General features: G+C 58.4%; 23 protein-coding genes. 8 read left to right on the top strand and 15 right to left on the bottom strand.

Annotated features, from left to right (window positions below):
- Positions 1-140: 140 nt before the first annotated feature.
- Genes sdhB through sdhC form a run of 4 tightly spaced genes read right to left on the bottom strand, consistent with a single transcriptional unit; the run spans position 141 to position 3,384 of the window.
- Entirely contained in the window at positions 141-857 is a 717-nt protein-coding gene (sdhB, locus tag ABLV17_RS15455; protein WP_020079339.1) for a succinate dehydrogenase iron-sulfur subunit SdhB, read from the bottom strand.
- A 15-nt stretch (positions 858-872) separates the two neighbouring features.
- Entirely contained in the window at positions 873-2,639 is a 1,767-nt protein-coding gene (gene sdhA, locus ABLV17_RS15450; RefSeq protein ID WP_032707635.1) for a succinate dehydrogenase flavoprotein subunit, read from the bottom strand.
- Positions 2,639-2,986 carry a succinate dehydrogenase membrane anchor subunit gene (gene sdhD / locus ABLV17_RS15445; RefSeq protein WP_015367674.1) on the bottom strand — a complete coding sequence of 116 codons (348 nt, stop codon included), beginning with the start codon at positions 2,984-2,986 and terminating at the stop codon, positions 2,639-2,641. The genes sdhA and sdhD overlap by 1 nt, the downstream gene beginning before the upstream one ends.
- Positions 2,980-3,384 (bottom strand): succinate dehydrogenase cytochrome b556 subunit, encoded by a 405-nt coding sequence (gene sdhC / locus ABLV17_RS15440; protein WP_020079340.1) that lies wholly within the window; start codon positions 3,382-3,384, stop codon positions 2,980-2,982. The genes sdhD and sdhC overlap by 7 nt, the downstream gene beginning before the upstream one ends.
- Positions 3,385-4,023: 639 nt before the next feature.
- On the opposite strand from sdhC, the gene gltA reads away from it, so the two are divergent.
- Positions 4,024-5,307, top strand: a complete 1,284-nt coding sequence (gene gltA, locus ABLV17_RS15435) for a citrate synthase (RefSeq protein ID WP_015367676.1) — start codon at positions 4,024-4,026, stop codon at positions 5,305-5,307.
- 97 nt (positions 5,308-5,404) lie between these two features.
- On the opposite strand, the gene nei is transcribed toward gltA, so the two are convergent.
- From nei to ybgI, 8 genes are all read right to left on the bottom strand, one after another.
- Positions 5,405-6,196 (bottom strand): endonuclease VIII, encoded by a 792-nt coding sequence (gene nei / locus ABLV17_RS15430; protein ID WP_308958503.1) that lies wholly within the window; start codon positions 6,194-6,196, stop codon positions 5,405-5,407.
- A gap of 15 nt (positions 6,197-6,211) precedes the next feature.
- The gene (gene pcp, locus ABLV17_RS15425) at positions 6,212-6,856 is read right to left on the bottom strand and encodes a pyroglutamyl-peptidase I (protein ID WP_213317415.1); all 645 of its coding nucleotides are present in this window, start codon (positions 6,854-6,856) and stop codon (positions 6,212-6,214) included.
- Between the two features lie 9 nt (positions 6,857-6,865).
- Positions 6,866-7,861 (bottom strand): DUF979 domain-containing protein, encoded by a 996-nt coding sequence (locus tag ABLV17_RS15420; protein WP_047049226.1) that lies wholly within the window; start codon positions 7,859-7,861, stop codon positions 6,866-6,868.
- The gene (locus ABLV17_RS15415; protein WP_045393033.1) at positions 7,858-8,583 is read right to left on the bottom strand and encodes a DUF969 domain-containing protein; all 726 of its coding nucleotides are present in this window, start codon (positions 8,581-8,583) and stop codon (positions 7,858-7,860) included. The genes ABLV17_RS15420 and ABLV17_RS15415 overlap by 4 nt, the downstream gene beginning before the upstream one ends.
- 74 nt (positions 8,584-8,657) lie before the next feature.
- Positions 8,658-9,401 (bottom strand): 5-oxoprolinase subunit PxpA, encoded by a 744-nt coding sequence (gene pxpA / locus ABLV17_RS15410; RefSeq protein ID WP_087860213.1) that lies wholly within the window; start codon positions 9,399-9,401, stop codon positions 8,658-8,660.
- Entirely contained in the window at positions 9,391-10,323 is a 933-nt protein-coding gene (gene pxpC / locus ABLV17_RS15405; protein ID WP_087860215.1) for a 5-oxoprolinase subunit PxpC, read from the bottom strand. Before pxpC ends, pxpA begins: the two co-directional genes overlap by 11 nt.
- Positions 10,317-10,973: a 5-oxoprolinase subunit PxpB gene (gene pxpB / locus ABLV17_RS15400; RefSeq protein WP_102007496.1), complete on the bottom strand. Its 657-nt coding sequence runs from the start codon at positions 10,971-10,973 to the stop codon at positions 10,317-10,319. Before pxpB ends, pxpC begins: the two co-directional genes overlap by 7 nt.
- 14 nt (positions 10,974-10,987) lie before the next feature.
- Entirely contained in the window at positions 10,988-11,731 is a 744-nt protein-coding gene (gene ybgI / locus ABLV17_RS15395) for a radiation resistance protein YbgI (protein WP_032707631.1), read from the bottom strand.
- A gap of 268 nt (positions 11,732-11,999) precedes the next feature.
- Here ybgI and dtpD point away from each other — a divergent pair, with 268 nt between their 5' ends.
- A complete protein-coding gene (dtpD, locus tag ABLV17_RS15390) occupies positions 12,000-13,478 on the top strand; it encodes a dipeptide permease DtpD (protein ID WP_348854349.1) in 1,479 nt (492 codons plus the stop codon).
- A 3-nt stretch (positions 13,479-13,481) separates the two neighbouring features.
- Here the strand turns inward: dtpD and phrB are convergent, their stop codons facing one another.
- Complete coding sequence (gene phrB, locus ABLV17_RS15385) at positions 13,482-14,891, bottom strand: deoxyribodipyrimidine photo-lyase (protein ID WP_308958501.1); 1,410 nt, start codon at positions 14,889-14,891, stop codon at positions 13,482-13,484.
- Between the two features lie 178 nt (positions 14,892-15,069).
- Positions 15,070-15,276, bottom strand: coding sequence for a DUF2517 family protein (locus tag ABLV17_RS15380; RefSeq protein ID WP_015367687.1), 207 nt, complete (start codon positions 15,274-15,276; stop codon positions 15,070-15,072).
- A gap of 313 nt (positions 15,277-15,589) precedes the next feature.
- Between ABLV17_RS15380 and kdpF the strand changes: the two genes are divergently transcribed.
- From kdpF to kdpE, 6 genes are read left to right on the top strand one after another with little or no spacing between them, the layout of a single operon-like run.
- Positions 15,590-15,679, top strand: a complete 90-nt coding sequence (kdpF, locus tag ABLV17_RS15375) for a K(+)-transporting ATPase subunit F (protein WP_020079348.1) — start codon at positions 15,590-15,592, stop codon at positions 15,677-15,679.
- On the top strand, positions 15,679-17,358 hold the full coding sequence (gene kdpA / locus ABLV17_RS15370) for a potassium-transporting ATPase subunit KdpA (RefSeq protein ID WP_113373866.1): 1,680 nt from the start codon (positions 15,679-15,681) through the stop codon (positions 17,356-17,358). The genes kdpF and kdpA overlap by 1 nt, the downstream gene beginning before the upstream one ends.
- A gap of 20 nt (positions 17,359-17,378) precedes the next feature.
- Complete coding sequence (kdpB, locus tag ABLV17_RS15365) at positions 17,379-19,427, top strand: potassium-transporting ATPase subunit KdpB (RefSeq protein ID WP_015704756.1); 2,049 nt, start codon at positions 17,379-17,381, stop codon at positions 19,425-19,427.
- A gap of 10 nt (positions 19,428-19,437) precedes the next feature.
- Positions 19,438-20,010, top strand: a complete 573-nt coding sequence (kdpC, locus tag ABLV17_RS15360) for a potassium-transporting ATPase subunit KdpC (protein WP_087860219.1) — start codon at positions 19,438-19,440, stop codon at positions 20,008-20,010.
- Positions 20,011-20,013: 3 nt separating this feature from the next.
- Complete coding sequence (gene kdpD, locus ABLV17_RS15355; protein ID WP_308957922.1) at positions 20,014-22,701, top strand: two-component system sensor histidine kinase KdpD; 2,688 nt, start codon at positions 20,014-20,016, stop codon at positions 22,699-22,701.
- Entirely contained in the window at positions 22,698-23,375 is a 678-nt protein-coding gene (kdpE, locus tag ABLV17_RS15350) for a two-component system response regulator KdpE (protein ID WP_032707624.1), read from the top strand. Before kdpD ends, kdpE begins: the two co-directional genes overlap by 4 nt.
- Positions 23,376-23,429: 54 nt before the next feature.
- Here the strand turns inward: kdpE and pgm are convergent, their stop codons facing one another.
- Positions 23,430-25,070 (bottom strand): phosphoglucomutase (alpha-D-glucose-1,6-bisphosphate-dependent), encoded by a 1,641-nt coding sequence (gene pgm, locus ABLV17_RS15345; RefSeq protein ID WP_087860223.1) that lies wholly within the window; start codon positions 25,068-25,070, stop codon positions 23,430-23,432.
- Positions 25,071-25,089: the final 19 nt, after the last annotated feature.

The raw sequence follows: 25,089 nt of genomic DNA, 5'->3' as shown, positions 1-25,089 counted from the left end.
GAACCTTTAAAAACTGTCTAACTATCAGGGGCAGTTTTTAGAGGTTTCCTGCTATATCCCCGGCGGCGCTAAGGCTTGCCGGGGCTACTGCTTTGGTAGCCCGGATAAGCGCACGCGCCATCCGGGACAGACCGTGTTGCTTACGCGCTGCGCTGCAGCAGCATCGACTTAATATGGCCGATGGCGCGCGTTGGGTTCAATCCCTTAGGACAAACACTGACGCAGTTCATGATGCTGTGACAGCGGAATACGCTGAAAGCATCGCTCAGACCTTCCAGACGCTCGCTGGTTTCGGTATCGCGGCTGTCGATCAGGAAGCGATACGCGGCCAGAAGGCCTGCCGGGCCGATGAACTTGTCCGGGTTCCACCAGAACGACGGGCAAGAGGTCGAACAACATGCGCACAGAATACACTCGTACAGACCATCGAGTTTCTCGCGCTGCTCAGGCATCTGCAGATGCTCGCGAGCCGGAGGATTTTGCCCATTATTCAATAAGTAAGGCTTGATCTTCTCATATTGTGCGTAGAATTGCCCCATGTCTACCACCAAATCGCGGATCACCGGCAATCCAGGCAGCGGACGAATAACAATTTTCTTACCCGGCTGATTCAGCGCGGAGATCGGCGTGATGCACGCCAGACCATTTTTACCGTTCATGTTCAGACCATCGGAACCGCACACCCCTTCACGGCAGGAGCGGCGGAACGACAGCGACGGATCTTTTTCTTTCAGCTGGATAAGCGCATCCAGCAGCATCATGTCGCGACCTTCTTCCGCGTCGAGGGTGTAATCCTGCATATGCGGAGCGTCATCAACATCCGGGTTATAGCGATAAATTGAAAACTCGAGTTTCATATTCCTGTCTCCGCATTAATAAGTACGAATCTTCGGCGGGAATGCCGGACGCAGTTTCGGTTCCATGTTGACCGCTCGACGCGTCATGGATTCCGACTCTGGCAGATACAGGGAATGGCACAGCCAGTTTTCATCATCACGTTCCGGGAAGTCGAAGCGGCTATGCGCGCCGCGGCTTTCGGTACGGAAGTTAGCGGATACCGCCGTGGAATACGCCGTTTCCATCAGGTTATCCAGCTCCAGGCACTCAACGCGCTGGGTGTTGAACTCGCTGGAAGTGTCGTCCAGGCGCGCATTTTTCAGACGCTCGCGGATCTCTTTCAGCTGTTCCAGACCTTTATGCATCGCGTCGCCTTCACGGAAGACCGAGAAGTTATGCTGCATACATTCCTGCAGCGCTTTGCGGATAGCAACCGGGTCTTCGCCGGAACGGGTGTTGTTCCAACGGTTGAGGCGGTCCAGGGAAGCTTCGACATCGGACTCGCTGGCAGCGCGCAGCGCGCCCTGCTCGGCGATGGATTCCTGCAGATGCAGACCCGCCGCGCGGCCGAAGACCACCAGGTCCAGCAGCGAGTTGCCGCCCAGACGGTTGGCGCCGTGTACCGATACGCAGGCGATTTCGCCAACGGCGAACAGGCCCGGAATCACCACATCTTCGCCCTTCTCGTTCACGGTCAGCGCCTGGCCGGTCACTTTGGTCGGAATACCGCCCATCATGTAGTGGCAGGTTGGGATAACCGGAATCGGTTCTTTAACCGGGTCAACGTGGGCAAAGGTACGAGACAGTTCAAGAATGCCCGGCAGACGGGATTCCAGCACTTCTTTACCCAGGTGATCCAGTTTCAGCTTGGCGTGCGGGCCCCACGGACCATCGCAGCCGCGGCCTTCGCGGATTTCGATCATGATGGAACGCGCCACCACGTCACGACCCGCCAGGTCTTTCGCGTTCGGCGCATAACGCTCCATGAAGCGCTCGCCGTGTTTGTTCAGCAGGTAACCGCCTTCGCCGCGGCAACCTTCGGTGACCAGCACCCCTGCCCCGGCGATACCGGTCGGGTGGAACTGCCACATTTCCATATCCTGCACCGGAACGCCCGCGCGCAGAGCCATACCGACGCCGTCACCGGTGTTGATGTGGGCGTTGGTGGTGGATTGATAAATACGGCCTGCGCCGCCGGTCGCCAGCACGGTAGCGCGGGCTTTGAAGTACACCACTTCACCGGTTTCAATGCACAGAGCGGTACAACCGACCACCGCGCCGTCCTGGTTTTTCACCAGATCGAGGGCATACCATTCGGAGAAGATAGTGGTGTGGTTTTTCAGGTTCTGTTGATACAGGGTGTGCAGCAGCGCGTGACCGGTACGGTCGGCCGCCGCCGCGGTACGTGCCGCCTGCTCGCCGCCGAAGTTTTTCGACTGGCCGCCAAACGGACGCTGATAAATACGGCCGTCATCAAGACGGGAGAACGGCAGGCCCATATGTTCCAGCTCAAGAATCGCTTCCGGGCCGGTCTTACACATATATTCGATGGCGTCCTGGTCGCCGATATAGTCCGACCCTTTCACGGTATCGTACATGTGCCATTCCCAGTTATCTTCATGGGTATTACCGAGCGCAACGGTGATGCCACCCTGCGCGGAAACGGTATGGGAACGGGTAGGGAAAACTTTAGAGAGCAGCGCACAGGTCTGTCCGCTCTGGGAAATCTGCAGCGCCGCGCGCATACCTGCGCCGCCGGCACCAATTACAACTGCATCAAATTCTCTGACTGGCAATTTCATTACACACCCCACACCACAACAAATCCATAAAGAACGTAAGCCACCAGCGCCACAACGATAATCAGTTGCAGAACTAAGCGCACGGCCAGTGGTTTAACGTAGTCCGTCAACACCTGCCACATACCGATCCAGGCGTGAATCAGGATGGAAACGAGAGCCAGCAGGGTAAAGACTTTGGTGAACGCGGAGGAGAAGAATCCGGTCCAGATTTCCCAGGAGATCTCACCGGAGGTGGCGAAGAAGCCAACCATGTAGATGATGTAGAGGGTCAGAACGATGGCGGTAGCACGGACCAGAATAAAGTCATGTACGCCGTTGCGTCCCAGTGCTGAGGCGTTGCTTACCATACGAGGACTCCTGCGAGAAGTGAAAGCACGACAGTAATAACAAAAGAAATTTTGGCGGAGCGTGTCCCTGCTTCGAGGGTTTCTTCCAGATAGCCAAAGTCCATCAGCAGATGGCGGATACCGACAACGGCGTGATAAGCCAGCGCGGTGAGGATGCCCCACATGATGAACTTCACGAAGAAGCTATTCATGATGGAAGCGGCCGTCAGGAAGCCCTCCGGAGAGGAAAGGCTGGTGCCCAGCAACCAAAGCAGAATACCGACCGCCACAAAAGTGATCACACCGGATACGCGATGGAGAATGGACGCTATCGCCGTGATTGGGAATCGAATCGTTTGTAGATCCAGATTGACAGGTCTTTGTTTTTTCACATTTCTTACCATGAATAACGCCCACATGCTGTTCTTATTGTTTCCTTCCTCCGGTCTGCTTGCGGGTCAGACAGCGTCCTTTCTATAACCAGAAGTCATGTTAAAACCCCTTTCCAGGAGTAAAAGCGTGACCAAACAACGCTGGGTGGCTCGGGATTGCAGGGTGTTCCGGAGACCTGGCGGCAGTATAGGCCGTTCACAAAATCATTACAATTAACCTACATATAGTTTGTCGGGTTTTGTCCGGAACAGTGATCAAGGTCACGATTACAACATTATTTTAAATTTTAATCACCTGATTTGACAAATATTAAACATTCTTGTTACAACCATTACTAGATTAATGCAATAATGCCCAAAAGTTATGGGGTCACTCTTTCACCTGAGAATAAGTTATGTAACAGTGTGATGGTATTGACCGATGTAATCAGGACAGTTATTAGTGGTATACAGGTTTTAATATTCGGGCTGCTAAAACGCTGATTTGCTGCCGTTTCACTCCCGGGCTGAAGACGTACCATCAAGCGCCTGCGCTCTGTACCCTGCAATTTTCGCGACACAGAGCTGTGAGCAACATAACAATCTGGTAACGTAGTCAGGTTCGGGCCGAATGCAAATCCACCACCCGGCAGTCTTAAGCAATAAAAGGCGCTAAGGAGACCATAAATGTCTGATGCTAAAGCAAAAATCACCCTGGGTGGTGACACTGCTATTGAACTTGATGTGCTAAAAGGCACGCTCGGTCAGGATGTTATTGATATTCGTAGTCTTGGTTCAAAAGGTGTCTTCACCTTCGACCCCGGTTTCACTTCAACAGCCTCGTGTGAATCTAAAATTACTTTTATCGACGGCGATGAAGGGATCCTGCTCCACCGCGGTTTCCCGATCGATCAGCTGGCTACCGAGTCAAATTATCTTGAAGTGTGCTACATCCTGTTGAACGGCGAAAAACCGACTCAACAGCAGTACGACGAATTCAAAACTACCGTTACCCGCCACACCATGATCCACGAGCAGATTACCCGTCTGTTCCACGCGTTCCGCCGCGACTCTCACCCGATGGCGGTGATGTGCGGTATTACCGGCGCGCTGGCGGCGTTCTATCACGACTCCCTGGACGTAAATAACCCACGTCACCGTGAAATCGCCGCCTATCGTCTGCTGTCTAAAATGCCGACCATGGCAGCAATGTGTTACAAATATTCTATCGGCCAGCCTTTCGTGTATCCGCGCAACGATCTCTCCTACGCGGGTAACTTCCTGAATATGATGTTCTCCACGCCGTGCGAAACCTATGAGGTTAACCCGGTGCTGGAACGCGCAATGGACCGTATCCTGATCCTGCACGCTGACCACGAACAGAACGCATCAACCTCTACCGTGCGTACCGCTGGCTCTTCCGGCGCTAACCCGTTCGCCTGTATCGCTGCGGGTATCGCCTCCCTGTGGGGACCGGCGCACGGCGGCGCCAACGAAGCCGCGCTGAAAATGCTGGAAGAGATCAGCTCCGTTGAACACATTCCGGAATTCGTGCGCCGCGCGAAAGACAAGAATGACTCTTTCCGCCTGATGGGCTTCGGCCATCGCGTGTACAAGAACTACGATCCGCGCGCCACCGTAATGCGTGAAACCTGCCACGAAGTACTGAAAGAGCTGGGCACCAAGGACGATCTGCTGGAAGTGGCGATGGAACTTGAGCACATCGCGCTCAACGACCCGTACTTCATCGAGAAGAAACTGTATCCGAACGTCGATTTCTACTCCGGCATCATCCTGAAAGCGATGGGTATTCCATCCTCGATGTTTACCGTCATCTTCGCGATGGCGCGTACCGTCGGCTGGATTGCCCACTGGAACGAAATGCACAGCGACGGTATGAAAATTGCCCGTCCGCGTCAGCTGTATACCGGCTACCAGAAGCGCGATTTCAAGTCCGATCTCAAGAAGTAATTTCACCCCTTTTGGGGTTAGCAAAAAAAATCGGGGACCTTCCCCGATTTTTTTTATTTAAGCGTACAAAAAAATTTTAATCGCTCAACAACTGGCGTTAGTGCTGGCAGCCAGGGCACCAGTAAAAGGGTCGCGATGACAGCATGGTTTTCTCAATGATACTGCCGCAACGTTCGCAGGCCTCCCCCTCGCGATGGAAAACCTTAAAGCGGAATAGCGCGCCATGATGTTTGTTTTCATCCACCTGGCCGCGGGTGCGGTAAGAAAGGCGCGGGATATCCAGCAGCGCGTGCGCCAGCGCATCGAGCTGCGTGTCATTGAGCTCGGCGGCCTTATGCTGCCCGGTCAGCCCTACCTGCCACAGGATCTCCACCCGCAGATAGTTACCGAGCCCGGCGAGAAACGCCTGGTCCAGCAACAGGCCGGAAAACTGGCGATTGCGAAATTTCGCCGACAACAGGCGCTCTCTGACCTGCCCGGCGGTTAACGTCATATCCAGCACATCCGGCCCGACCCGTTGTAAAAACGGATGATCGGCCAGCTGTTGCGCCGTCAGCATCTCAATCTCCGAGGCGCTATAGAGCAAAATCGCCTTGCGTGCGGTCTGTAACCTGACGCGCAGCACGCGCTTCGATTGCGGCTCAACGCCAGCATCCACCACGCGCCAGACGCCATACAGCTGGTTATGGCTATACAGCGTCAATCCACCGGAGAAGTGGGTTAACAGGGCCTTGCCGCGGGTGGCGATATGGGTCACCCGCTGACCAATTAGCTGAGTTTGATAGGGTTGCAACTGTGGAAAGGCGAACCAGGCTTCGGTTAACGGTTCGCCTTTGATAGCCGCCTCCAGGGTATCCGCCGCGCGGCGGATCTCCGGGCCTTCAGGCATAGTATCGTCCTTCTGTTAGTGCGTGGCGCCGCCGCCAATTTTGACGTCGTCATCCTGTTCAAGAGCGACGGCAATCGCCGTTTCCAGCGCCGCGCGTACCGTCGCGACCGACATACTCGCCTGCCCCGGATGAGCCGCCGCCTGTTCAGGCAGATACGGAATATGGATAAAACCGCCCTTCTGCCCGGCTTTGCCCTGCAGCTGATGCAGCAAACCATACATCACGTGATTGCAGACAAAAGTGCCCGCGGTTTGCGACACCGAGGCCGGGATCCCCTGCTGGCGCAGCGCGCTAACGATCGCTTTGATCGGTAGCGTACTGAAGCAGGCCGCGGGGCCATCAGCGACGATCGGCTCATCGATCGGCTGCTGGCCTTTATTGTCGGGGATCCGCGCATCATCGACGTTGATAGCCACACGTTCGACGGTAATATCGACACGGCCGCCGGCCTGGCCGACGGCAATCGTTAGCTGCGGTTGATAGGTTTCCAGCGCGGCCTTCAGCGCCGTCAGCGCCTCGCCGAACACGCAGGGTAACTGTTTAGCCACCACCTGCTGCCCGCGAATCATCACGCCATCAAGTTGCTTAACCACTTCCCATGAAGGGTTAATCGTTTCGCCGCCGAACGGCTCAAAACCGGTAATTAATACGCCAGCCATCATCCCTCCTTACAGGAACATCAGGAAATAGAGTAAGAATACGTTGACGATCAGCAGCAGGATACCGGTCGGTACCTGGGCTTTAATCACCGCGTTTTTATCCGGCAGTTCGAGCAGCGCCGCCGGCACGATATTAAAGTTCGCCGCCATCGGCGTCATCAGCGTGCCGCAGTAGCCGGAAAACATACCAATCGCCGCCATTACCGCCGGATTGCCGCCATGCTGCAGGACTAAAATCGGAATGCCAACCCCGGCGGTCACGATCGGGAAAGCGGCAAAGGCGTTGCCCATCACCATCGTCAACACCGCCATGCCGATGGCGTACACGGCCACGGCGATAAAGCGGTTATCTACCGCCAGATAGTGCTCGGTCAGCCATGAAATGCTGGTTCCGACGCCCGCCGCGGTAAATAGCAGCCCCAGCACCGCGAGGATTTGCGGCAGGATAAAGGCCCAGCCGACGGAATCCAGCAAACGGCGCGCTTCCTGCATCGGCTGCGCCACCGTTTCATGGGTCATACGAATCGCCATCGCCAGGCCAATCAGCGTACCGACGGTCATCGAGAACAGGGTAATCAGCGTCGCGTGGTTGCCCGGCCCGAAGAGCGCCACCTGCCATGAAGGCAGATTGTTAAACAGCAGTACGCCAATGACGGTGACGACCGGAATCGCCAGCGCCGGATAGAAAAGTTTGTTGCCGAGGCGTTTCGCGCTGGCGGTTTTCTCTTCCTGGGTACGCTGATGGTAGCTGCCGAGGCGCACACCGCCAAAGCCAGCGATCAGCGCCAGTACCACCACCACCCCGCCGACGGCGATATTCACCGTACGCTTATCGCCCACCAGTTGATACGTCCAGTCGCCGAGCAAGAACACCAGCCCGTACAGGCCCCAGAACAGGCCGGTTGTCAGGCGCCGCGGATTGCTTTTGTCGCGCCAGGACATGATAGCCACGACCAGCAGTACCGCGCCGGCCAGCCAATATAAATACGTTTGTTGGAAGTTCATGCCGCACCGCCTTTCGCCTGCCCGGCGTTAACCCGGTCCAGCTCGCGCTGGAGATGGCGATCGAGGCGCCACAGGCGCGCGGCGTGGATCAGGAAGGCGCAGATCGCCGTCGGGATCCCCCACAGGGCAATATGCAACGGCTCGGTCTGGATCCCGCCCGACTCCAGCATAAAGTTGTGCATGAAGATGATCGCGCCAAAGGCGACAAAAATATCTTCACCGAAGAACAGGCCAACGTTGTCGGTCGCCGCCGACATTGCGCGCAGCCGGTAGCGCACATTGCCCGGCAGCGGGCCAAAGCGCTTTTCCGCCGCCCCTTCCGCCATCGGCGCTAGCAGCGGGCGCACCATTTGCGGATGTCCGCCGAGGCTGGTCAAGCCCAGGGCGGCGGTGGCTTCGCGCACGAAAAGATAGACGATCAGCAGTCGTCCGGCAGTCGCGCTATGGATCTTCGCGATCCACGCCTGCGCCCGCTCTTTCAGACCATGGCGCTCCAGCAGCCCGATCACCGCCAGCGGCAACAGCAGAATAAACGGCAGATTACGGGTATTGAGGAAGCCCTCGCCCAGTTTCTCCAGAATAGTGGCTATTGGCATATGCGCCGCCACGCCGGTGACGATCCCGGAGATAATCACCACCAGCACCGGGTTAAAGCGTAATAGAAAACCGACCACAATCACGGCAATGCCGATCAGCGGCCAGAGGGATATCACCTCTTGCATAATAACGTCCTGTTGAGTTGTGAGTGTTGTTAGTTATTTGATTTAATTATTATTAATAATACTAAGGCGGACTATTAATCGATGTCCGCGCTGACGTCGATATTGCGCCCTGCGAAAGCAGCGCGCAAGCGTCGGGCGAAATCGAGCGCATGAGCGCCATCGCCATGCAGGCAGACCGTTTCCGCCTTCACATGCGCCCATTCGCCGCTCAGGCTGCGCACCCGATTGTGTTGCACCATTTCCAGCGTTTGCGCCAGCGCCTGCTCTTCGCTCTCTATCAGCGCGCCCGGCTGGCTACGCGGCACCAGGCTACCGTCGGCGAGATAGCCGCGATCGGCGAAGACTTCCTGACGCGTCGTCAGCTGATAATGCTGTCCGGCGCGAATAAGCTCGCTCCCCGCCAGCCCGACCAGCACTAACCCGGCGTCGGCATCGCGCACCGCACGGGCGATGGCATCGGCCAGCGGTGGCTCTTTCGCCGCCTGGTTGTACAACATGCCGTGCGGTTTAACGTGCCGCAGCTCGCCGCCCTGGGCATGCACAATCGCCGCCAGCGCGCCAATTTGGTACAGCACCTGGGCGTAGACCGTTTCTGGCGGTAACTGCATTGCGGTTCGACCGAAATTTTCCCGGTCCGGGAAGCTCGGGTGTGCGCCAATAGCGACGCCGTTTTTCAGCGCCTCGCGCACGCACTGCTGCATAAGCAGCGCATCGCCGGCGTGAAAGCCGCAGGCGATATTGGCGGAAGAGACCAGCTGCAGCAGCGCGCTATCGCTGGCGCAGCCTTCACCGAGGTCGGCATTTAAATCAATTTTCATCGCTCAATCTCCAGGCCAGTTGTTCAAGGTAACGCTGCTGGTCGGCGCGCGCTTTCAGCGCTTCTTCCAGCGAACAGGGGACGAAATGGATCGGCTGACCCAGCGGAATTTGCGCCAGTTGGTACATATCGGCTTCAATAATGCAGGCTATACGCGGATAGCCGCCGGTTGTCTGCGCATCGTTCATCAACACGATCGGCTGGCCGTTATGCGGCACCTGTACCACCCCAGGCAATAGGCCATGGGAGAGCATTTCACGGTCGGTTGTGCGCTTGAGCGGCTGACCCTGCAGGCGGTAGCCCATACGGTTGCTCTGCGGGCTAAGCCGCCACGGCGAACGCCAGAACGACTCCTGCGACACGCTGTCGAATTCGTGATACTCCGGCCCCGGCAGCGCACGAATGATATTACCGGTCGGTAGCTGTTTAACGCCGCGCGAGGCGCTAAAGCGGCGGGAGGATTTCCCAATCTTCAATTGATCGCCATCCTGCAATCGGCGCCCTTCGATTCCGCCGATGCCAACTTTCAGATCGGTAGAGCGGGAACCTAAAACTTCAGGTACGTCGATGCCGCCCGCCACCGCCAGGTAGCTGCGGATCCCATGCTGAGGATTTTTCAGCACCAGCCGCTGTCCGGCCTTTGCTTCCATTCGCCAGCCCAGCCAGACCGGCGCGCCGTCGAGCGTCGCTTCACAGGCGGCGCCGGTCAACGCGAACCAGCAGTGGCGGGTAAACTGCACATCGATCTGACCCAGCGTAATTTCCAGCGCCGCCGCCTCCGGCGCATTGCCTACCAGCAGATTGGCAATGGTCATCGCCGGTTTATCCAGCGCGCCGCAGCGGCTAATCCCCCACTGCCGCTGGCCTTCCCGGCCGCCATCCTGTACCGAGGTGTACATGCCGGCGCGGATAAATTTCAACATACCCCCTCCTTCTGCGGCACAAAGCGTACGCGATCGCCAGAACGTAGTAGCACCGGTTCTTCACGCTTTGGATCGAATAATGCCAGCGGCGTGCGCCCCAGCAGCTGCCAGCCGCCCGGCGTCGCCAGCGGATAAATACCGGTTTGCGATCCGCCGATACCGACGGATCCCGCCGGTACCAGTACGCGCGGCTCGGCGCGACGCGGCATGGCCAACTGCTCCGGCAGGCCGCCAAAGTACGGAAATCCCGGCTGGAACCCCAGAAACCACACCATGTACTCCACCGAAGAGTGCAGTTCGACCACCTGTTTTTCGCTCAACCCGCTATGGCGCGCGACGTCGCCAAGATCTGGCCCCGCTTCACCGCCATAGATAACCGGGATACTTATCTCACGGGATTCCGGCTCCAACGCATCGCTCTCTTCCCACCAGCGCTGCAGCTTGTCAATCGCCTCCCACGCCATCTCCTGCGGACGACGCAGCACAACGGTGATGTTGTTCATCCCCGGGATCACTTCAATCACCTCTTCGCGATCGGTTAACCGCTGCGTCAGGCCCCAGATACGTTTTTGGCTCTCCAGGGTCACCGGAGGCTCAAGCTCCAGGACCACCGCCGTTTCACCTAATAGATAACAACGCGCTCGCTGCACTTTTTTCTCTCTCATCAGGCCGGGTTAGGGATATCAATAAAGGTGACGTCCAGGTCGGTATTTTCCGTCAGCCACTCGCTCAGGGCGCGAATACCGCCGCGCTCGGTGGCATGATGGCCGGCGGCATAAAAATGCAACCCCTGCTCACGAGCGGAATGGATGGTCTGCTCAGACACTTCACCGGTAATAAAGGCATCGACGCCAAAGCGGGCCGCGCTATCGATAAAGCTCTGGCCGCCGCCGGTACACCAGGCGACGCGGGTAACTTTGTCCGGCCCGGTATCGCCGCACCACAGCGGTTTACGCCCTAATCGCGCTTCAATCCACGATGCCAGTTCCAGCCCGGATACCGGCATAGACAGCTCGCCCCAGGGCACCAATGGTTCGATTTCCCCCATCACATTGATCCCCAGCAGCTGCGCCAGTTGGGCGTTATTGCCCAGCTCCGGATGCGCATCCAGCGGTAAATGCCAGCCATAAAGATTGATATCGTTGGCCAACAGCGTTTTCAGGCGATTGCGCTTCATGCCGCGGATCACCGGCGATTCGCCTTTCCAGAAGTAACCGTGATGCACAATCACCGCATCCGCCTGCAGACGCACGGCTTCATCGAGCAGCGCCTGGCTGGCGGTGACGCCGGTGACGATTTTCCGCACCGTCTCCCGCCCTTCCACCTGCAGGCCATTCGGGGCGTAATCACTGATGGCCGCGCTATTCAGTTTTTCGTTAATTAATTGTTCCAGTTCGCTATTTTTCATTGCCGCTCCATCAGAAAATCTGTTTGTACAAACCTATAACATAACCACATCCGCCCGAGTCGTCGATAGCGACGCCAAAGGGTCCATTTCAGCCATTCGCATAATCGCCCAAATTGCCTCTTCCCCTCACCGCGCATTAGTGTATATTTATGCACTTATAAAGCATATTAAATAACCAGAAAGCCATTTAGTCCATGAATAACACCAGACAAACGCTATTCATGCAGAAAGATCGACTTTCGTTTTACGGCCAGGAAATGAACGTTACATGAACAAACAAACTTCACAGCCACGGGCGATTTACTACGTCGTTGCGCTGCAAATTTGGGAATACTTCAGTTTTTACGGCATGCGGGCGCTGTTAATCCTGTACCTCACCAACCAGCTCAAGTACGACGATAATCACGCCTATACCCTGTTTAGCGCCTACTGCTCCCTGGTCTATGTCACCCCTATTCTCGGCGGCTTCCTCGCCGACAAACTGCTCGGCAACCGCATGGCGGTGATGCTCGGCGCGCTACTCATGGCTATCGGCCATCTGGTGCTCGGCGCCAGCGAAGTCGCCCCCACCTTCCTCTATTTATCGCTGGCGATTATCGTTTGCGGTTACGGGCTGTTTAAATCCAACGTCAGTTGCCTGCTTGGCGAACTGTACGAGCCGACCGATCCGCGCCGCGATGGCGGCTTCTCGCTGATGTACGCCGCGGGAAATATTGGTTCGATCATCGCGCCTATCGCCTGCGGCTACGTGCAGGAAGAGTACAGCTGGGCGATGGGCTTTGCGCTGGCGGCAGTCGGTATGATTGCCGGTCTGGTGATCTTCCTTTGCGGCGGTCGCCACTTCCGCCACACCACCGGCGTTAATCGCGAGGCGCTGCGCGCCCGGACCTTCCTCCTGCCGAACTGGGGCTGGCTGCTGGTATTGCTGGTGGCGACGCCGCTGCTAATTACCGTCTTGTTCTGGCAGGAGTGGTCGGTGTATGCGCTGATTGTGGCGACGGTGATTGGCCTGGCGGTACTGGCGCGTATTTACCTGCGCGCGGAGAACGACAAACAGCGTAAAGAGCTGCGTCTGATTATCGTCCTCACCGGTTTTAGCCTGCTGTTCTGGGCCTTTGCCCAGCAGGGCGGCAGCTCCATCAGCCTCTATATCGACCGTTTCGTGAACCGCCACGTCATGAGCTATGAAGTACCAACCGCGATGTTCCAGTCGGTTAACGCCTTCGCGGTGATGCTCTGCGGTATGGTGCTGGCATGGCTGGTTAAAGAGAACATCAAGGGCAACCGCACCGTGCGTATCTGGGGGAAATTCGCCCTCGGTCTGGGGCTAATGAGCGCCGGGTTCTGCATTCTGACCTTAAGCGCCCGCTGGTCGGCCGCGTATGGCCACTCCTCCATGCCGCTAATGGTACTGGGGCTGGCGGTGATGGGTTTCGCCGAACTGTTTATCGACCCGGTAGCGATGTCACAAATCACCCGGATCGAAATCCCCGGCGTCACCGGGGTGCTGACCGGTATCTATATGCTGCTTTCCGGGGCGATCGCCAACTATCTGGCCGGCGTCATCGCCGACCAGACATCGCAGGCGTCGTTTGATGCCGCCGGCGCGGTTAACTATTCGATTGAAGCCTATATCGACGTCTTCAGCCAGATCACCTGGGGCGCGCTGGCCTGCGTCGGCCTGGTGCTGGTCATCTGGCTGTATCACTCCGTGAAGGTCAAAACCCGCCAACTGGCGGTAGAGTAGAAACTATCTGGCGGCTTCCCAGGCCGCCAGCGTCTCCAGCCGCGCCTGCTTATGGTCAACCAGCGGGCGCGGATACCTCAGCGTTACCCCCTGTTTATCCGCCCACAGCCACGGCTGATGCAGCGCTTTCTCTGGCACTTCCGCCAGTTCCGGCAGCCAGCGGCGAATAAACTCGCCCTGCTTATCAAATTTCTCGCCCTGGGTCGTCGGATTGAAAATACGAAAATAAGGAGCTGCATCGGTACCGGTCGAGGCCGCCCACTGCCAGCCGCCGTTGTTGGCCGCCAAATCGCCGTCTATCAGTTGGCTCATGAAATAGCGCTCTCCTTGCCGCCAGTCGAGGCGCAGGTCTTTCGCCAGGAAGCTGGCGACAATCATCCGCAGGCGGTTGTGCATCCAGCCGGTGGCGTTAAGCTGCCGCATGGCGGCATCGACGATGGGGAAACCGGTTTGCCCCTGTTGCCAGGCCCGCAGTTCATCCTCATTGCTGCGCCAGGCGACCTTGTCGGTCCAGGCGACAAAGGGCCGGCCTTTACACAGTTTCGGGTAGTAAACCATCAGATGACGATAGAACTCGCGCCAGATAAGCTCGTTCAGCCAGCTTGCGCCCGCTTCGCCATCCAGCGCGCCGGGCTGCTCCCGTAACAAGCGATGCAGGCACTGGCGCGGCGACAGTACGCCTACCGCGAGACACGGCGATAGCCTGCTGGTTCCTTCTATTGCCGGAAAATCGCGCTGCTGATCGTAATCCGCCGCCGGCTGCTGGCAAAACGCGCGCAATCGAGTCAACGCCGTTTTTTCATCTGCCGCGAACAGAACGGTGTCAAATGCCGTTTGCGGATAGTTGATCTCAGGCAGCGGCGGCGCCTGCCCGGCGGCTGACTGGCGTGCTTTCGGCGCCGCCACGCACTCCGGCAGCCCTTCACGCAGGCGGCGGATAAACGCATTTTTAAACGGCGTAAAGACTTTATACATCTCACGGTTGCCGGTCATCACGCTGCCCGGCGGCAACAGTACGCTGTCGTCAAACCCCTGGCAGGTAACTTCTGTCAGGGTTTTCTCGACGTCGGCGTCACGCCGGCGCTCATTAAACTCATACTGATAGTTATAAAATAGATGGCTCACCTGGTGCTGTTTACAGAAGCGCACCAGCAACTCGATGCTGGCGGCGAAATCGTCCGCCTCTTCTACCAGCAGCGGAATACCGCGTTCCGCTAATGCCGCGTGCAGGCTGCGTAAATGGCTGGCGATAAAGGCCGCCTGGCGCGGCGCCATATGATGCTGGCGCCACTGCTCTGGCGTGGCGATATAGAGCGCCAGCACCCGCGCCTGCGGGTCGCGGCAGGCGGCGGCCAGCGCCAGATTATCGTGTAGGCGTAAATCCATGCGAAACCAGACCAGATGGGTGGCCATAAAACTCCTCACTCTCCGTAAGCAAAACTCATCACTCAGGCCGGCAAAATAGCGCGCTGCGACAAAATAAGCACCTGCCAATTCTGCCACGGCGCGTGAAAGCTAAGTGTAGACAGCGGACGAAAAAAAACCGCCGGTCGTCAACCGGCGGTTTTGATATTCGTCGCAGCAGCGCGGATTAGTAGAAGTCGTGCGCGGCTTTTTCCGCCTGCGCCATCCATACCGGCTGTTCACTGGTTTTCGCCCATACGCGATGCAGCCAGCTGTAGTAACGGGCGCGATCTTTCCAGAACAGCATCACCGGCAGCGCAGCAACCCCGGCCACGACGGCGAAAGCGCGACGCATCAGGATAATGTGAGCAGGATAAGCTTTGTACAACGCCATAATTTCTCTCCCCTTTGTCAGGCCGGCAAGCAGCGCCGGTAAATGTCACAATGTTTGTCTGCACAAATAGTACCGCGCTGGTTGTAATTTTACTACTCATCCGACCACTAAAAAGCACTTATTTATACTTAATTTACATTCACGGCGTAACTGAGTTACAAAAAAGTTAAATTAATACTAACCATTAGTTAAATTGTGCCTTTAGCCATTTTTATACTTTTTTTACACCGCCCGCGGCGATTTTTGCGAAATCTTTGCGCCGAAATTCCTACCCTCTCGGTATATCAATAAGAGACACACCCGGAGGTGGAAAGTGACTACAGGCATCATTGCTGGCGTAACGCTGGTATTCCTGCTGCTGGCGTATCTGGTCTATGCCCTGATACATGCGGAGGCGTTCTGATGGCCGCGCAAGGGTTCTTACTTATCGCCAGCTTCCTGCTGGTACTGCTGGTACTGGCGCGGCCGCTCGGTTCGCTGCTGGCGCGAATGATCAACGACCTCCCGCTCCCGGGGCTTGCCGGCGTTGAGCGCGGTATATGGCGGCTGGCGGGGATTCGCAGCCAGGAGATGGACTGGCGGCAGTACTTGATCGCCATTGTGCTGTTTAACGCGATTGGTCTCGCGGCGCTGATGGCGCTGCTGATGTGTCAGGGTTGGCTGCCGTTCAATCCGCAGCACTTCCCCAATCTGTCCTGGGATTTAGCGTTGAATACCGCGGTAAGCTTCGTCAGCAACACCAACTGGCAGGCCTACGCCGGGGAAACCACCATGAGCTATCTTAGCCAGATGGTAGGTCTGGCGGTGCAAAACTTCCTGTCGGCCGCGACCGGCATTGCGGTTATCTTCGTGCTGACCCGCGCCTGGGCGCGACAGAAAGTCAGCACCCTCGGCAACGCCTGGGTCGACCTGACCCGCATTACGCTGTGGCTGCTACTGCCTCTTTCTCTGCTGATCGCGCTGTTCTTTGTGCAACAGGGCGTGCCGCAGAACCTGCAGGCTTATCAGCCGTTCACCAGCCTGGAAGGCGTTCGCCAGTGGCTGCCGATGGGACCGGTCGCCTCGCAGGAAGCGATCAAAATGCTCGGTACCAACGGCGGCGGCTTCTTTAACGCCAACTCATCGCATCCGTTTGAGAACCCGACGGCGTTAACCAACCTGGTGCAGATGCTGGCGATCTTCCTGATCCCGGCGGCGCTGTGTTTTGCCTTTGGCGAAGCGGTCGGCGATCGCCGTCAGGGACGCGCAATCCTGTGGGCAATGGCGCTGATTTTCGTGGTCTGCGTGGCGGTGGTGATGTGGGCGGAAACTCGCGGAAATCCGCACCTGCTCAGCCTTGGCGCCGACAGCAGCCTGAATATGGAAGGGAAAGAGAGCCGCTTTGGCATTCTCGCCAGCAGCCTGTTTGCGGTAGTCACCACCGCCGCCTCCTGCGGCGCGGTCAACGCGATGCATGATTCCTTCACCGCGCTGGGCGGCATGGTGCCGATGTGGCTGATGCAAATTGGCGAGGTGGTCTTCGGCGGCGTGGGCTCCGGGCTGTACGGCATGCTGCTGTTCGTCATGCTGGCGGTATTTATCGCCGGGCTGATGATTGGCCGCACGCCGGAATATCTCGGCAAGAAAATCGACGTGCGCGAAATGAAAATGATCGCGCTGGCGATTCTGGTGACCCCGACGCTGGTACTGCTCGGCACCGCGTTGGCGATGATGACCGAAGCCGGTCGCAGCGCCATGTTGAATCCGGGCCCGCACGGCTTTAGCGAAGTGTTGTACGCGGTCACCTCGGCGGCCAACAACAACGGCAGCGCCTTCGGCGGCTTAAGCGCCGGCACGACCTTCTGGAACCTGCTGCTGGCGTTCTGCATGCTGGTGGGCCGCTTCGGGGTGATCGTCCCGGTGATGGCGATTGCCGGGTCGCTGGTGAACAAGAAAATTCAGCCCGCCAGTTCCGGCACGCTCGCCACCCACGATGCGCTGTTTATCGGCCTGCTGATCGGTACCGTCCTGCTGGTCGGCGCCCTCACCTTTATCCCCGCACTGGCGCTCGGCCCGGTGGCGGAACACTTCTCTTTACTTTAAGCGATGCGGAGCAGCCTGTTATGAGTCGCAAACAATTAGCCCTGCTGGAGCCGACGCTGGTGCGTCAGGCGCTGCTGGATGCCGTGAAAAAACTCAGCCCTTCGGTGCAGTGGCGTAACCCGGTGATGTTTATCGTCTGGATTGGCAGCGTGCTGACCACCCTGCTGGCGATGGCCATGGCCGGGGGATATCTTACGGGTCACGCCGGCTTTACCGCAGCCGTGAGTCTGTGGTTGTGGTTTACCGTGCTGTTCGCCAACTTCGCCGAAGCGATGGCCGAAGGACGAAGCAAAGCGCAGGCCAACAGCCTGAAAGGGGTGAAAAAAACCGCTTTCGCCCGTAAGCTGCGCGCGCCGCAGCACGATGCCCCGATGGATCACGTCCCGGCGGAAGAGTTACGCAAAGGCGATATCGTACTGGTGGAAGCCGGCGACATTATCCCCTGCGACGGCGAAGTGATCGAAGGCGGCGCTTCGGTAGATGAAAGCGCCATCACCGGGGAATCCGCGCCGGTGATCCGCGAGTCCGGCGGCGATTTCGCCTCGGTCACCGGCGGCACCCGGATCCTCTCTGACTGGCTGGTGATCCGCTGCAGCGTCAACCCTGGCGAAACCTTCCTTGACCGGATGATCGCTATGGTTGAAGGCGCGCAGCGCCGTAAAACGCCGAACGAAATCGCATTGACGATCCTGCTGATCGCCCTGACGCTGGTATTCCTGCTGGCTACCGCCACCATCTGGCCCTTCTCGGCGTGGAGCGGTAATGCGGTTAGCGTTACCGTACTGGTGGCGCTGCTGGTATGCCTTATCCCAACCACCATCGGCGGCCTGCTCTCCGCTATCGGCGTCGCCGGGATGAGCAGAATGCTCGGCGCCAACGTTATCGCCACCAGCGGGCGCGCGGTGGAAGCCGCCGGCGATGTCGACGTACTGCTGCTGGATAAAACCGGCACCATCACCCTCGGCAACCGTCAGGCCTCAGCGTTTCTGCCGGCTCGCGGCGTCGAAGAGCGCGTGCTGGCCGATGCCGCCCAGCTATCGTCGCTGGCGGATGAAACGCCAGAAGGCCGCAGCATCGTGGTGCTGGCGAAACAGCGCTTTAATCTGCGCGAACGCGATCTGCAGTCGCTGCACGCCACATTTGTCCCCTTCACCGCCCAGACCCGTATGAGCGGTATTAACATCGACCAACGCATGATCCGTAAAGGGTCGGTGGACGCGATTCGCCGCCATATCGAAGCTAACGGCGGCCACTTCCCGGCCGATGTCGATAAGCAGGTAGAAGAGGTTGCCCGCCAGGGGGCCACGCCGCTGGTGGTGGCGGAAGGCGAACGCGTGCTGGGGATTATTTCGCTCAAAGATATCGTCAAAGGCGGCATTAAAGAGCGTTTCGCCCAGCTGCGCAAAATGGGCATTAAAACGGTGATGATCACCGGTGATAACCGCCTGACCGCCGCCGCCATCGCCGCCGAAGCGGGGGTTGATGATTTTCTGGCCGAAGCAACGCCGGAAGCCAAGCTGGCGCTGATTCGCCAGTATCAGTCGGAAGGACGGCTGGTGGCGATGACCGGCGACGGCACCAACGACGCTCCGGCGCTGGCGCAGGCTGATGTGGCGGTCGCAATGAACTCCGGCACTCAGGCAGCGAAAGAGGCGGGCAACATGGTGGATCTCGACTCGAACCCGACCAAGCTGATTGAAGTGGTGCATATCGGTAAACAGATGCTGATGACCCGTGGGTCGTTAACCACATTCAGTATCGCCAATGACGTCGCCAAGTATTTCGCGATTATTCCGGCCGCCTTCGCCGCCGCCTATCCGCAACTGGCGATGCTGAACGTGATGCATCTGCACTCGCCCTCTTCGGCGATCATGAGCGCGGTTATTTTTAACGCCCTGATTATCGTCTGCCTGATCCCTTTAGCGCTGAAGGGCGTGAGCTATCGTCCGCTGTCGGCGTCGGCGATGCTGCGCCGCAACCTGTGGGTTTACGGCCTCGGCGGCCTGATCGTGCCTTTTGTCGGTATTAAAGCTATCGACCTGTTGCTGACCCTGACCGGTCTGGTGTGAGGAAATTACCATGTCATTGATTCGTCCGGCACTTGTGCTATTTATTCTGTTAACCCTGCTCACCGGCGGCCTGTATCCGTTACTGACTACCGCCTTAGGGCAGTGGTGGTTCCCGCAGCAGGCTAACGGCTCGCTGATCCATCTCGACGGCGAGGTGCGCGGCTCCGCTCTGATCGGGCAGAACTTTACCGCCGCCGGTTATTTCCACGGCCGCCCTTCCGCGACGGCAGAGGTGGCGGATAATCCGCTGGCCTCCGGCGGCAGTAATCTGGCGGTCAGCAATCCGGCGCTGGATAAAGCGATAAGCGAACGGGTACAGGCATTACGCGCCGCTAACCCGCAAGCGAGCCCGACGGTGCCGGTCGAGTTGGTTACCGCGTCGGCCAGCGGACTGGATAACAACCTGACCCCAGCCGCGGCGCTGTGGCAGGTACCGCGCGTCGCCAAAGCGCGCAACCTCAGCGATGCGCAGGTGAAACAGTTAGTGGACCAGGCGACGCAAAAACCGTTGCTCAGTTTTCTCGGTCAACCTGTGGTAAATATACTGCAACTGAATATGGCGCTGGATGCCCTAAAGGATTAATCAATGAGTGACGAGCCGCTGCGTCCGGACCCCGACCGTCTGCTGCAACAAACCGCTGCGCCGCATCGCGGCAAGCTGAAGGTGTTTTTCGGCGCCTGCGCCGGGGTGGGTAAGACCTGGGCAATGCTGGCGGAAGCGCAGCGGCTGCGCGCTCAGGGGCTGGATATTCTGATCGGCGTTGCGGAAACCCACGGCCGCAAAGATACCGCCGCCATGTTGGAGGGGCTTAGCGCCCTCCCGCAAAAGCGCATTTCCCACCGCGGACGCTACGTTCATGAGTTTGATCTTGATGCCGCGCTGGCCCGCCGCCCGGCGCTGATCCTGGTGGACGAACTGGCGCATAGCAACGCGCCGGGTTCGCGCCACCCGAAGCGCTGGCAGGACGTCGAAGAACTGCTCGAAGCCGGTATCGACGTCTTCACCACCGTCAACGTCCAGCATCTTGAAAGCCTCAATGATGTAGTCAGCGGTATTACCGGCGTGCAGGTACGCGAAACCGTCCCCGACCCCTTCTTTGACGCCGCCGATGATGTGGTTCTGGTGGATTTGCCGCCGGACGATCTGCGCCAGCGCCTGAATGAGGGCAAGGTGTACATCGGCGGCCAGGCCGAACGCGCCATCGAAAACTTCTTCCGCAAAGGTAATCTGATCGCCCTGCGCGAACTGGCGCTGCGCCGTACCGCCGACCGGGTAGATGAACAAATGCGCGCCTGGCGCGACCGCCAGGGGCAGGAAAAAGTCTGGCACACCCGCGACGCCATTCTGCTGTGCATCGGCCACAATACCGGTAGCGAAAAACTGGTTCGCGCCGCCGCCCGGCTGGCGGCCAGGCTCGGTAGCGTCTGGCACGCGGTCTATGTAGAAACGCCCGCGCTGCACCGTCTACCGGAGGCCAGGCGGCGGGCGATCCTCGCCGCGCTGAAGCTAGCGCAAGAGTTAGGCGCCGAAACCGCGACGCTCTCCGACCCATCGGAAGAAAAAGCGGTGCTGCATTACGCTCGCGAGCACAACCTCGGCAAAATTGTGATTGGTCGCCAGGGAGAGCGCCGCTGGTGGGAACGAGCCGGGTTTGCCGACCGTCTGGCGCGTCGCGCCCCGGACCTCGATCTGGTGGTGATCGCGCTGGATGAAAAACCGGCCTCCCTGCCCACCCGCGCAAATGACAATCGTACGGCTATTGATAAATGGCGCCAACAGTTGAAGGGTTGTCTGTTGGCCGTGGCGCTATGCGCCATTATCACCGTGGTCGCCATGCAGTGGCTGATGGCCTTTGAAGCCGCCAACCTGGTGATGCTCTATCTACTTGGCGTGGTGATAATCGCCCTGCTGTATGGCCGCTGGCCATCGGTGCTGGCGACCTTTATCAACGTGATTAGCTTCGATCTCTTTTTTGTCGCCCCACGCGGTACGCTGGCGGTTTCCGACGTTCAGTACCTGCTGACGTTCGGCGTGATGCTGACCGTTGGTCTGGTGATCGGCAACCTGACCGCCGGGATGCGATACCAGGCGCGGGTGGCGCGTTATCGCGAGCGGCGTACCCGCCATCTGTATGAAATGTCAAAAGCGCTGGCGGTCGGCCGCAGCCGTGAAGATATCGCCGCCACCAGCGAACGCTTTATTACTTCTACCTTTCAGGCCCGCAGCCAACTACTGCTGCCTGATGAGAACGGGCAGTTGCAGCCGATGACCCAGCAATCCGGCGTTTTCTCGTGGGATGATGCGATTGCCCGCTGGAGTTTCGATAAAGGTCAGCCAGCCGGGGCCGGTACCGACACTCTCCCCGGCGTGCCGTATCAAATTCTGCCGCTACAAAGCGCCGCCCGCACCTGGGGGCTGCTGCTGGTCGAACCGGAAAATCTGCGTCAGTTGATGATCCCCGAACAGCAACGGCTGCTGGAAACCTTTACCCTGCTGGTGGCCAGCGCCCTTGAGCGCCTGACCCTGACCGCCAGCGAAGAGCAGGCGCGCTTGACCAGCGAACGTGAAAGCCTGCGCAACTCACTACTGGCCGCCCTCTCCCACGATCTGCGGACGCCGCTGACGGTCCTGTTCGGCCAGGCGGAGATCCTGACCCTCGATCTGGCCAGCGAAGGTTCGAAGCACGCGCCGCAGGCCAACGAAATTCGCCAGCATGTGCTCAACACCACCCGGCTGGTGAATAATCTACTGGATATGGCGCGTATTCAGTCCGGCGGCTTTAATCTGCATAAAGAGTGGTTAACTCTCGAAGAGATCGTCGGTAGCGCCCTGCGTATGCTGGAGCCGGGGCTTGGCGGCCAGCACATCCAGCTGTCGCTGCCGGACCCGCTACTGCTGGTCCACGTTGACGGCCCGCTGTTTGAGCGGGTGCTGATCAACCTGCTGGAAAACGCGCATAAATACGCCGGCGCGCAGGCGCAGATTGGCATTCACGCCGAAGCGGATAGGCAGCAGTTGATCATTGAAGTCTGGGATAATGGTCCGGGGATCCCGGCAGGCCAGGAACAGGCTATCTTTGATAAGTTCGCGCGTGGTAATAAAGAGTCGGCTATCCCCGGCGTCGGTCTGGGACTGGCGATTTGCCAGGCCATTGTCGAGGTGCACGACGGTAGCATTACCGCCAGCAACCGTCCGGAGGGCGGAGCCTGTTTCCGTGTTACACTGCCGCGAGAAGCGCCCCCAGAACTGGAAGAGTTAACCGAGGACATGTGATTAACGTTTTAATCATCGAAGACGAACATGCTATCCGCCGCTTTCTGCGCACCGCGCTGGAAGCCGACGGTATGCGCGTATTTGAAGCCGAAACCCTGCAGCGGGGGCTCATCGAAGCCGCTACCCGCAAACCGGATTTAGCGATCCTCGATCTTGGCCTGCCGGACGGTGACGGTAATGATTTTATCCGCGAAGTTCGCCAGTGGAGCCAGATGCCGATTATCGTGCTGTCGGCACGCAGCGAAGAGCATGACAAAATCGCCGCCCTTGACGCCGGCGCCGATGACTACCTGAGTAAACCGTTTGGCATAGGCGAACTGCAGGCGCGACTGCGCGTCGCGCTGCGCCGTCACGGCAGCGCGCAGGCCGATGAGCCGGTGGTGCATTTTGCCGAAATTAGCGTCGATATCCCCGCCCGCCGTATCATGCGCGGCAGTGAAGAAATTCATCTGACGCCCATCGAGTTTCGCCTGCTGGCGGCGCTACTGAACAATCCGGGCAAAGTGCTTACCCAGCGCCAGCTTCTGAATCAGGTATGGGGACCTAACGCCGTGGAGCACAGTCACTATTTGCGGATTTATATGGGGCACTTACGGCAAAAACTGGAGGCTGACCCGGCGCGGCCGCAGCATCTGCTGACCGAAACCGGTATTGGCTATCGCTTTATGCCTTGAAGGGAACAAATCAATGACCCCGGCGGTCGGTTAACGCCGCCGGGGTAAACAGGATCAGGCGTTTTTCAGCACTTCACTGACAATCTCTACCGCTTCTTTTTCAATCAGCTTGCGATGCTCTTCGCCAAGGAAGCTCTCGCAGTAGATTTTGTAGGCGTCTTCGGTGCCTGACGGACGGGCCGCGAACCAGCCGTTGTCGGTCATCACTTTCAGCCCGCCGATAGAAGCGCCGTTGCCCGGCGCCGCGGTCAGACGCGCGGTGATCGGATCGCCCGCCAGCGTATCGGCGCTCACCATTTCCGGCGATAGCTTAGACAGCGCCGCTTTCTGCGCGGAAGTGGCCGATGCCTGCAGACGGTTGTAGCTCGGGGCGCCAAAGCGTTCCGCCAGCTCGTTGTAGTGTTCCTGCGGGTTCTTACCGGTCACCGCGGTGATTTCCGCCGCCAGCAGGCACATGATGATACCGTCTTTATCGGTGGACCACGGCGTGCCGTCAAAACGCAGGAACGATGCCCCCGCGCTCTCTTCGCCGCCGAAGCCGAAGCTGCCGTCGAACAGACCATCAACAAACCACTTGAAGCCTACCGGCACTTCCACCAGCTTACGGCCCAAATCGTTAACCACGCGATCAATCATCGCCGAAGAAACCAGCGTTTTACCAACCGCAACATCTTTGCCCCACTGCGGACGATGCTGGAACAGGTAGTTGATAGCCACCGCCAGATAGTGGTTCGGGTTCATCAGGCCAGCCGGGGTCACGATACCGTGACGGTCGTAATCCGGATCGTTGGCGAAAGCCAGATCGAACTTATCGCGCAGCGCCAGCAGACCCGCCATCGCACACTCGGAGGAGCAGTCCATGCGGATCGCGCCATCTTTATCAAGGTGCATAAAGCGGAACGTCTGATCGACCTGATCGTTGACGATGGTCAAATCCAGCTTGTAGTGTTGGCCGATGCGTTTCCAGTATTCGATACCGGATCCGCCCAGCGGGTCGACGCCCAGTTTCAGGCCCGCTTTCTGGATAGCCGCCATATCGACGATATCCGCCAGCCCTTCAATAAACGGCTGTACCAGGTCCTGCTCTTTCACGTGGCCGGAAGCCAGCGCGGCGTCGAGAGAAATACGTTTCACGCCCTGCAGGCCAGCAGCCAGCAGTTCATTAGCGCGGTTCTCTACCACTTTAGTCACGTTAGTATCAGCCGGGCCGCCGTTTGGCGGGTTGTACTTAATACCGCCATCTTCCGGCGGGTTGTGCGACGGGGTAATGACAATACCATCCGCCAGCGGCCCGCCTTTTTTGTTATGCACCAGAATCGCGTTGGAAACCGCCGGCGTCGGGGTGAAGCCGTTGTTTTCCTGAACGATCACATCAACACCGTTTGCCGCCAGCACTTCCAGCACGGAAATGAAGGCCGGTTCGGATAAAGCGTGGGTATCCTTACCCACGTAGCACGGGCCGGTGATGCCGTTTTTCGCGCGGTTTTCCGCAATCGCCTGCGCAATCGCCAGAATATGCTGCTCATTGAAATTGTGGCGCCCTGCGCTACCGCGATGGCCGGAGGTGCCGAATTTAACCGCATGCTCCGCATTGCCCGCTTCCGGCTTCAGCACATAGTACTGAGCGGTCAGCTGGGCGACGTTAATCAAATCACTCTGTTGTGCCGGCTGACCCGCACGTTTATCGATTGCCATTGCCTGATCCTTCTGGTGC

The organism is Klebsiella sp. CN_Kp091, from assembly GCF_040065095.1.
Classification (GTDB): Bacteria; Pseudomonadota; Gammaproteobacteria; order Enterobacterales; family Enterobacteriaceae; genus Klebsiella; species Klebsiella aerogenes.
Note: the sequence above shows the minus strand (reverse complement) of the source record. Positions and strands in the feature narration are given on the sequence as shown.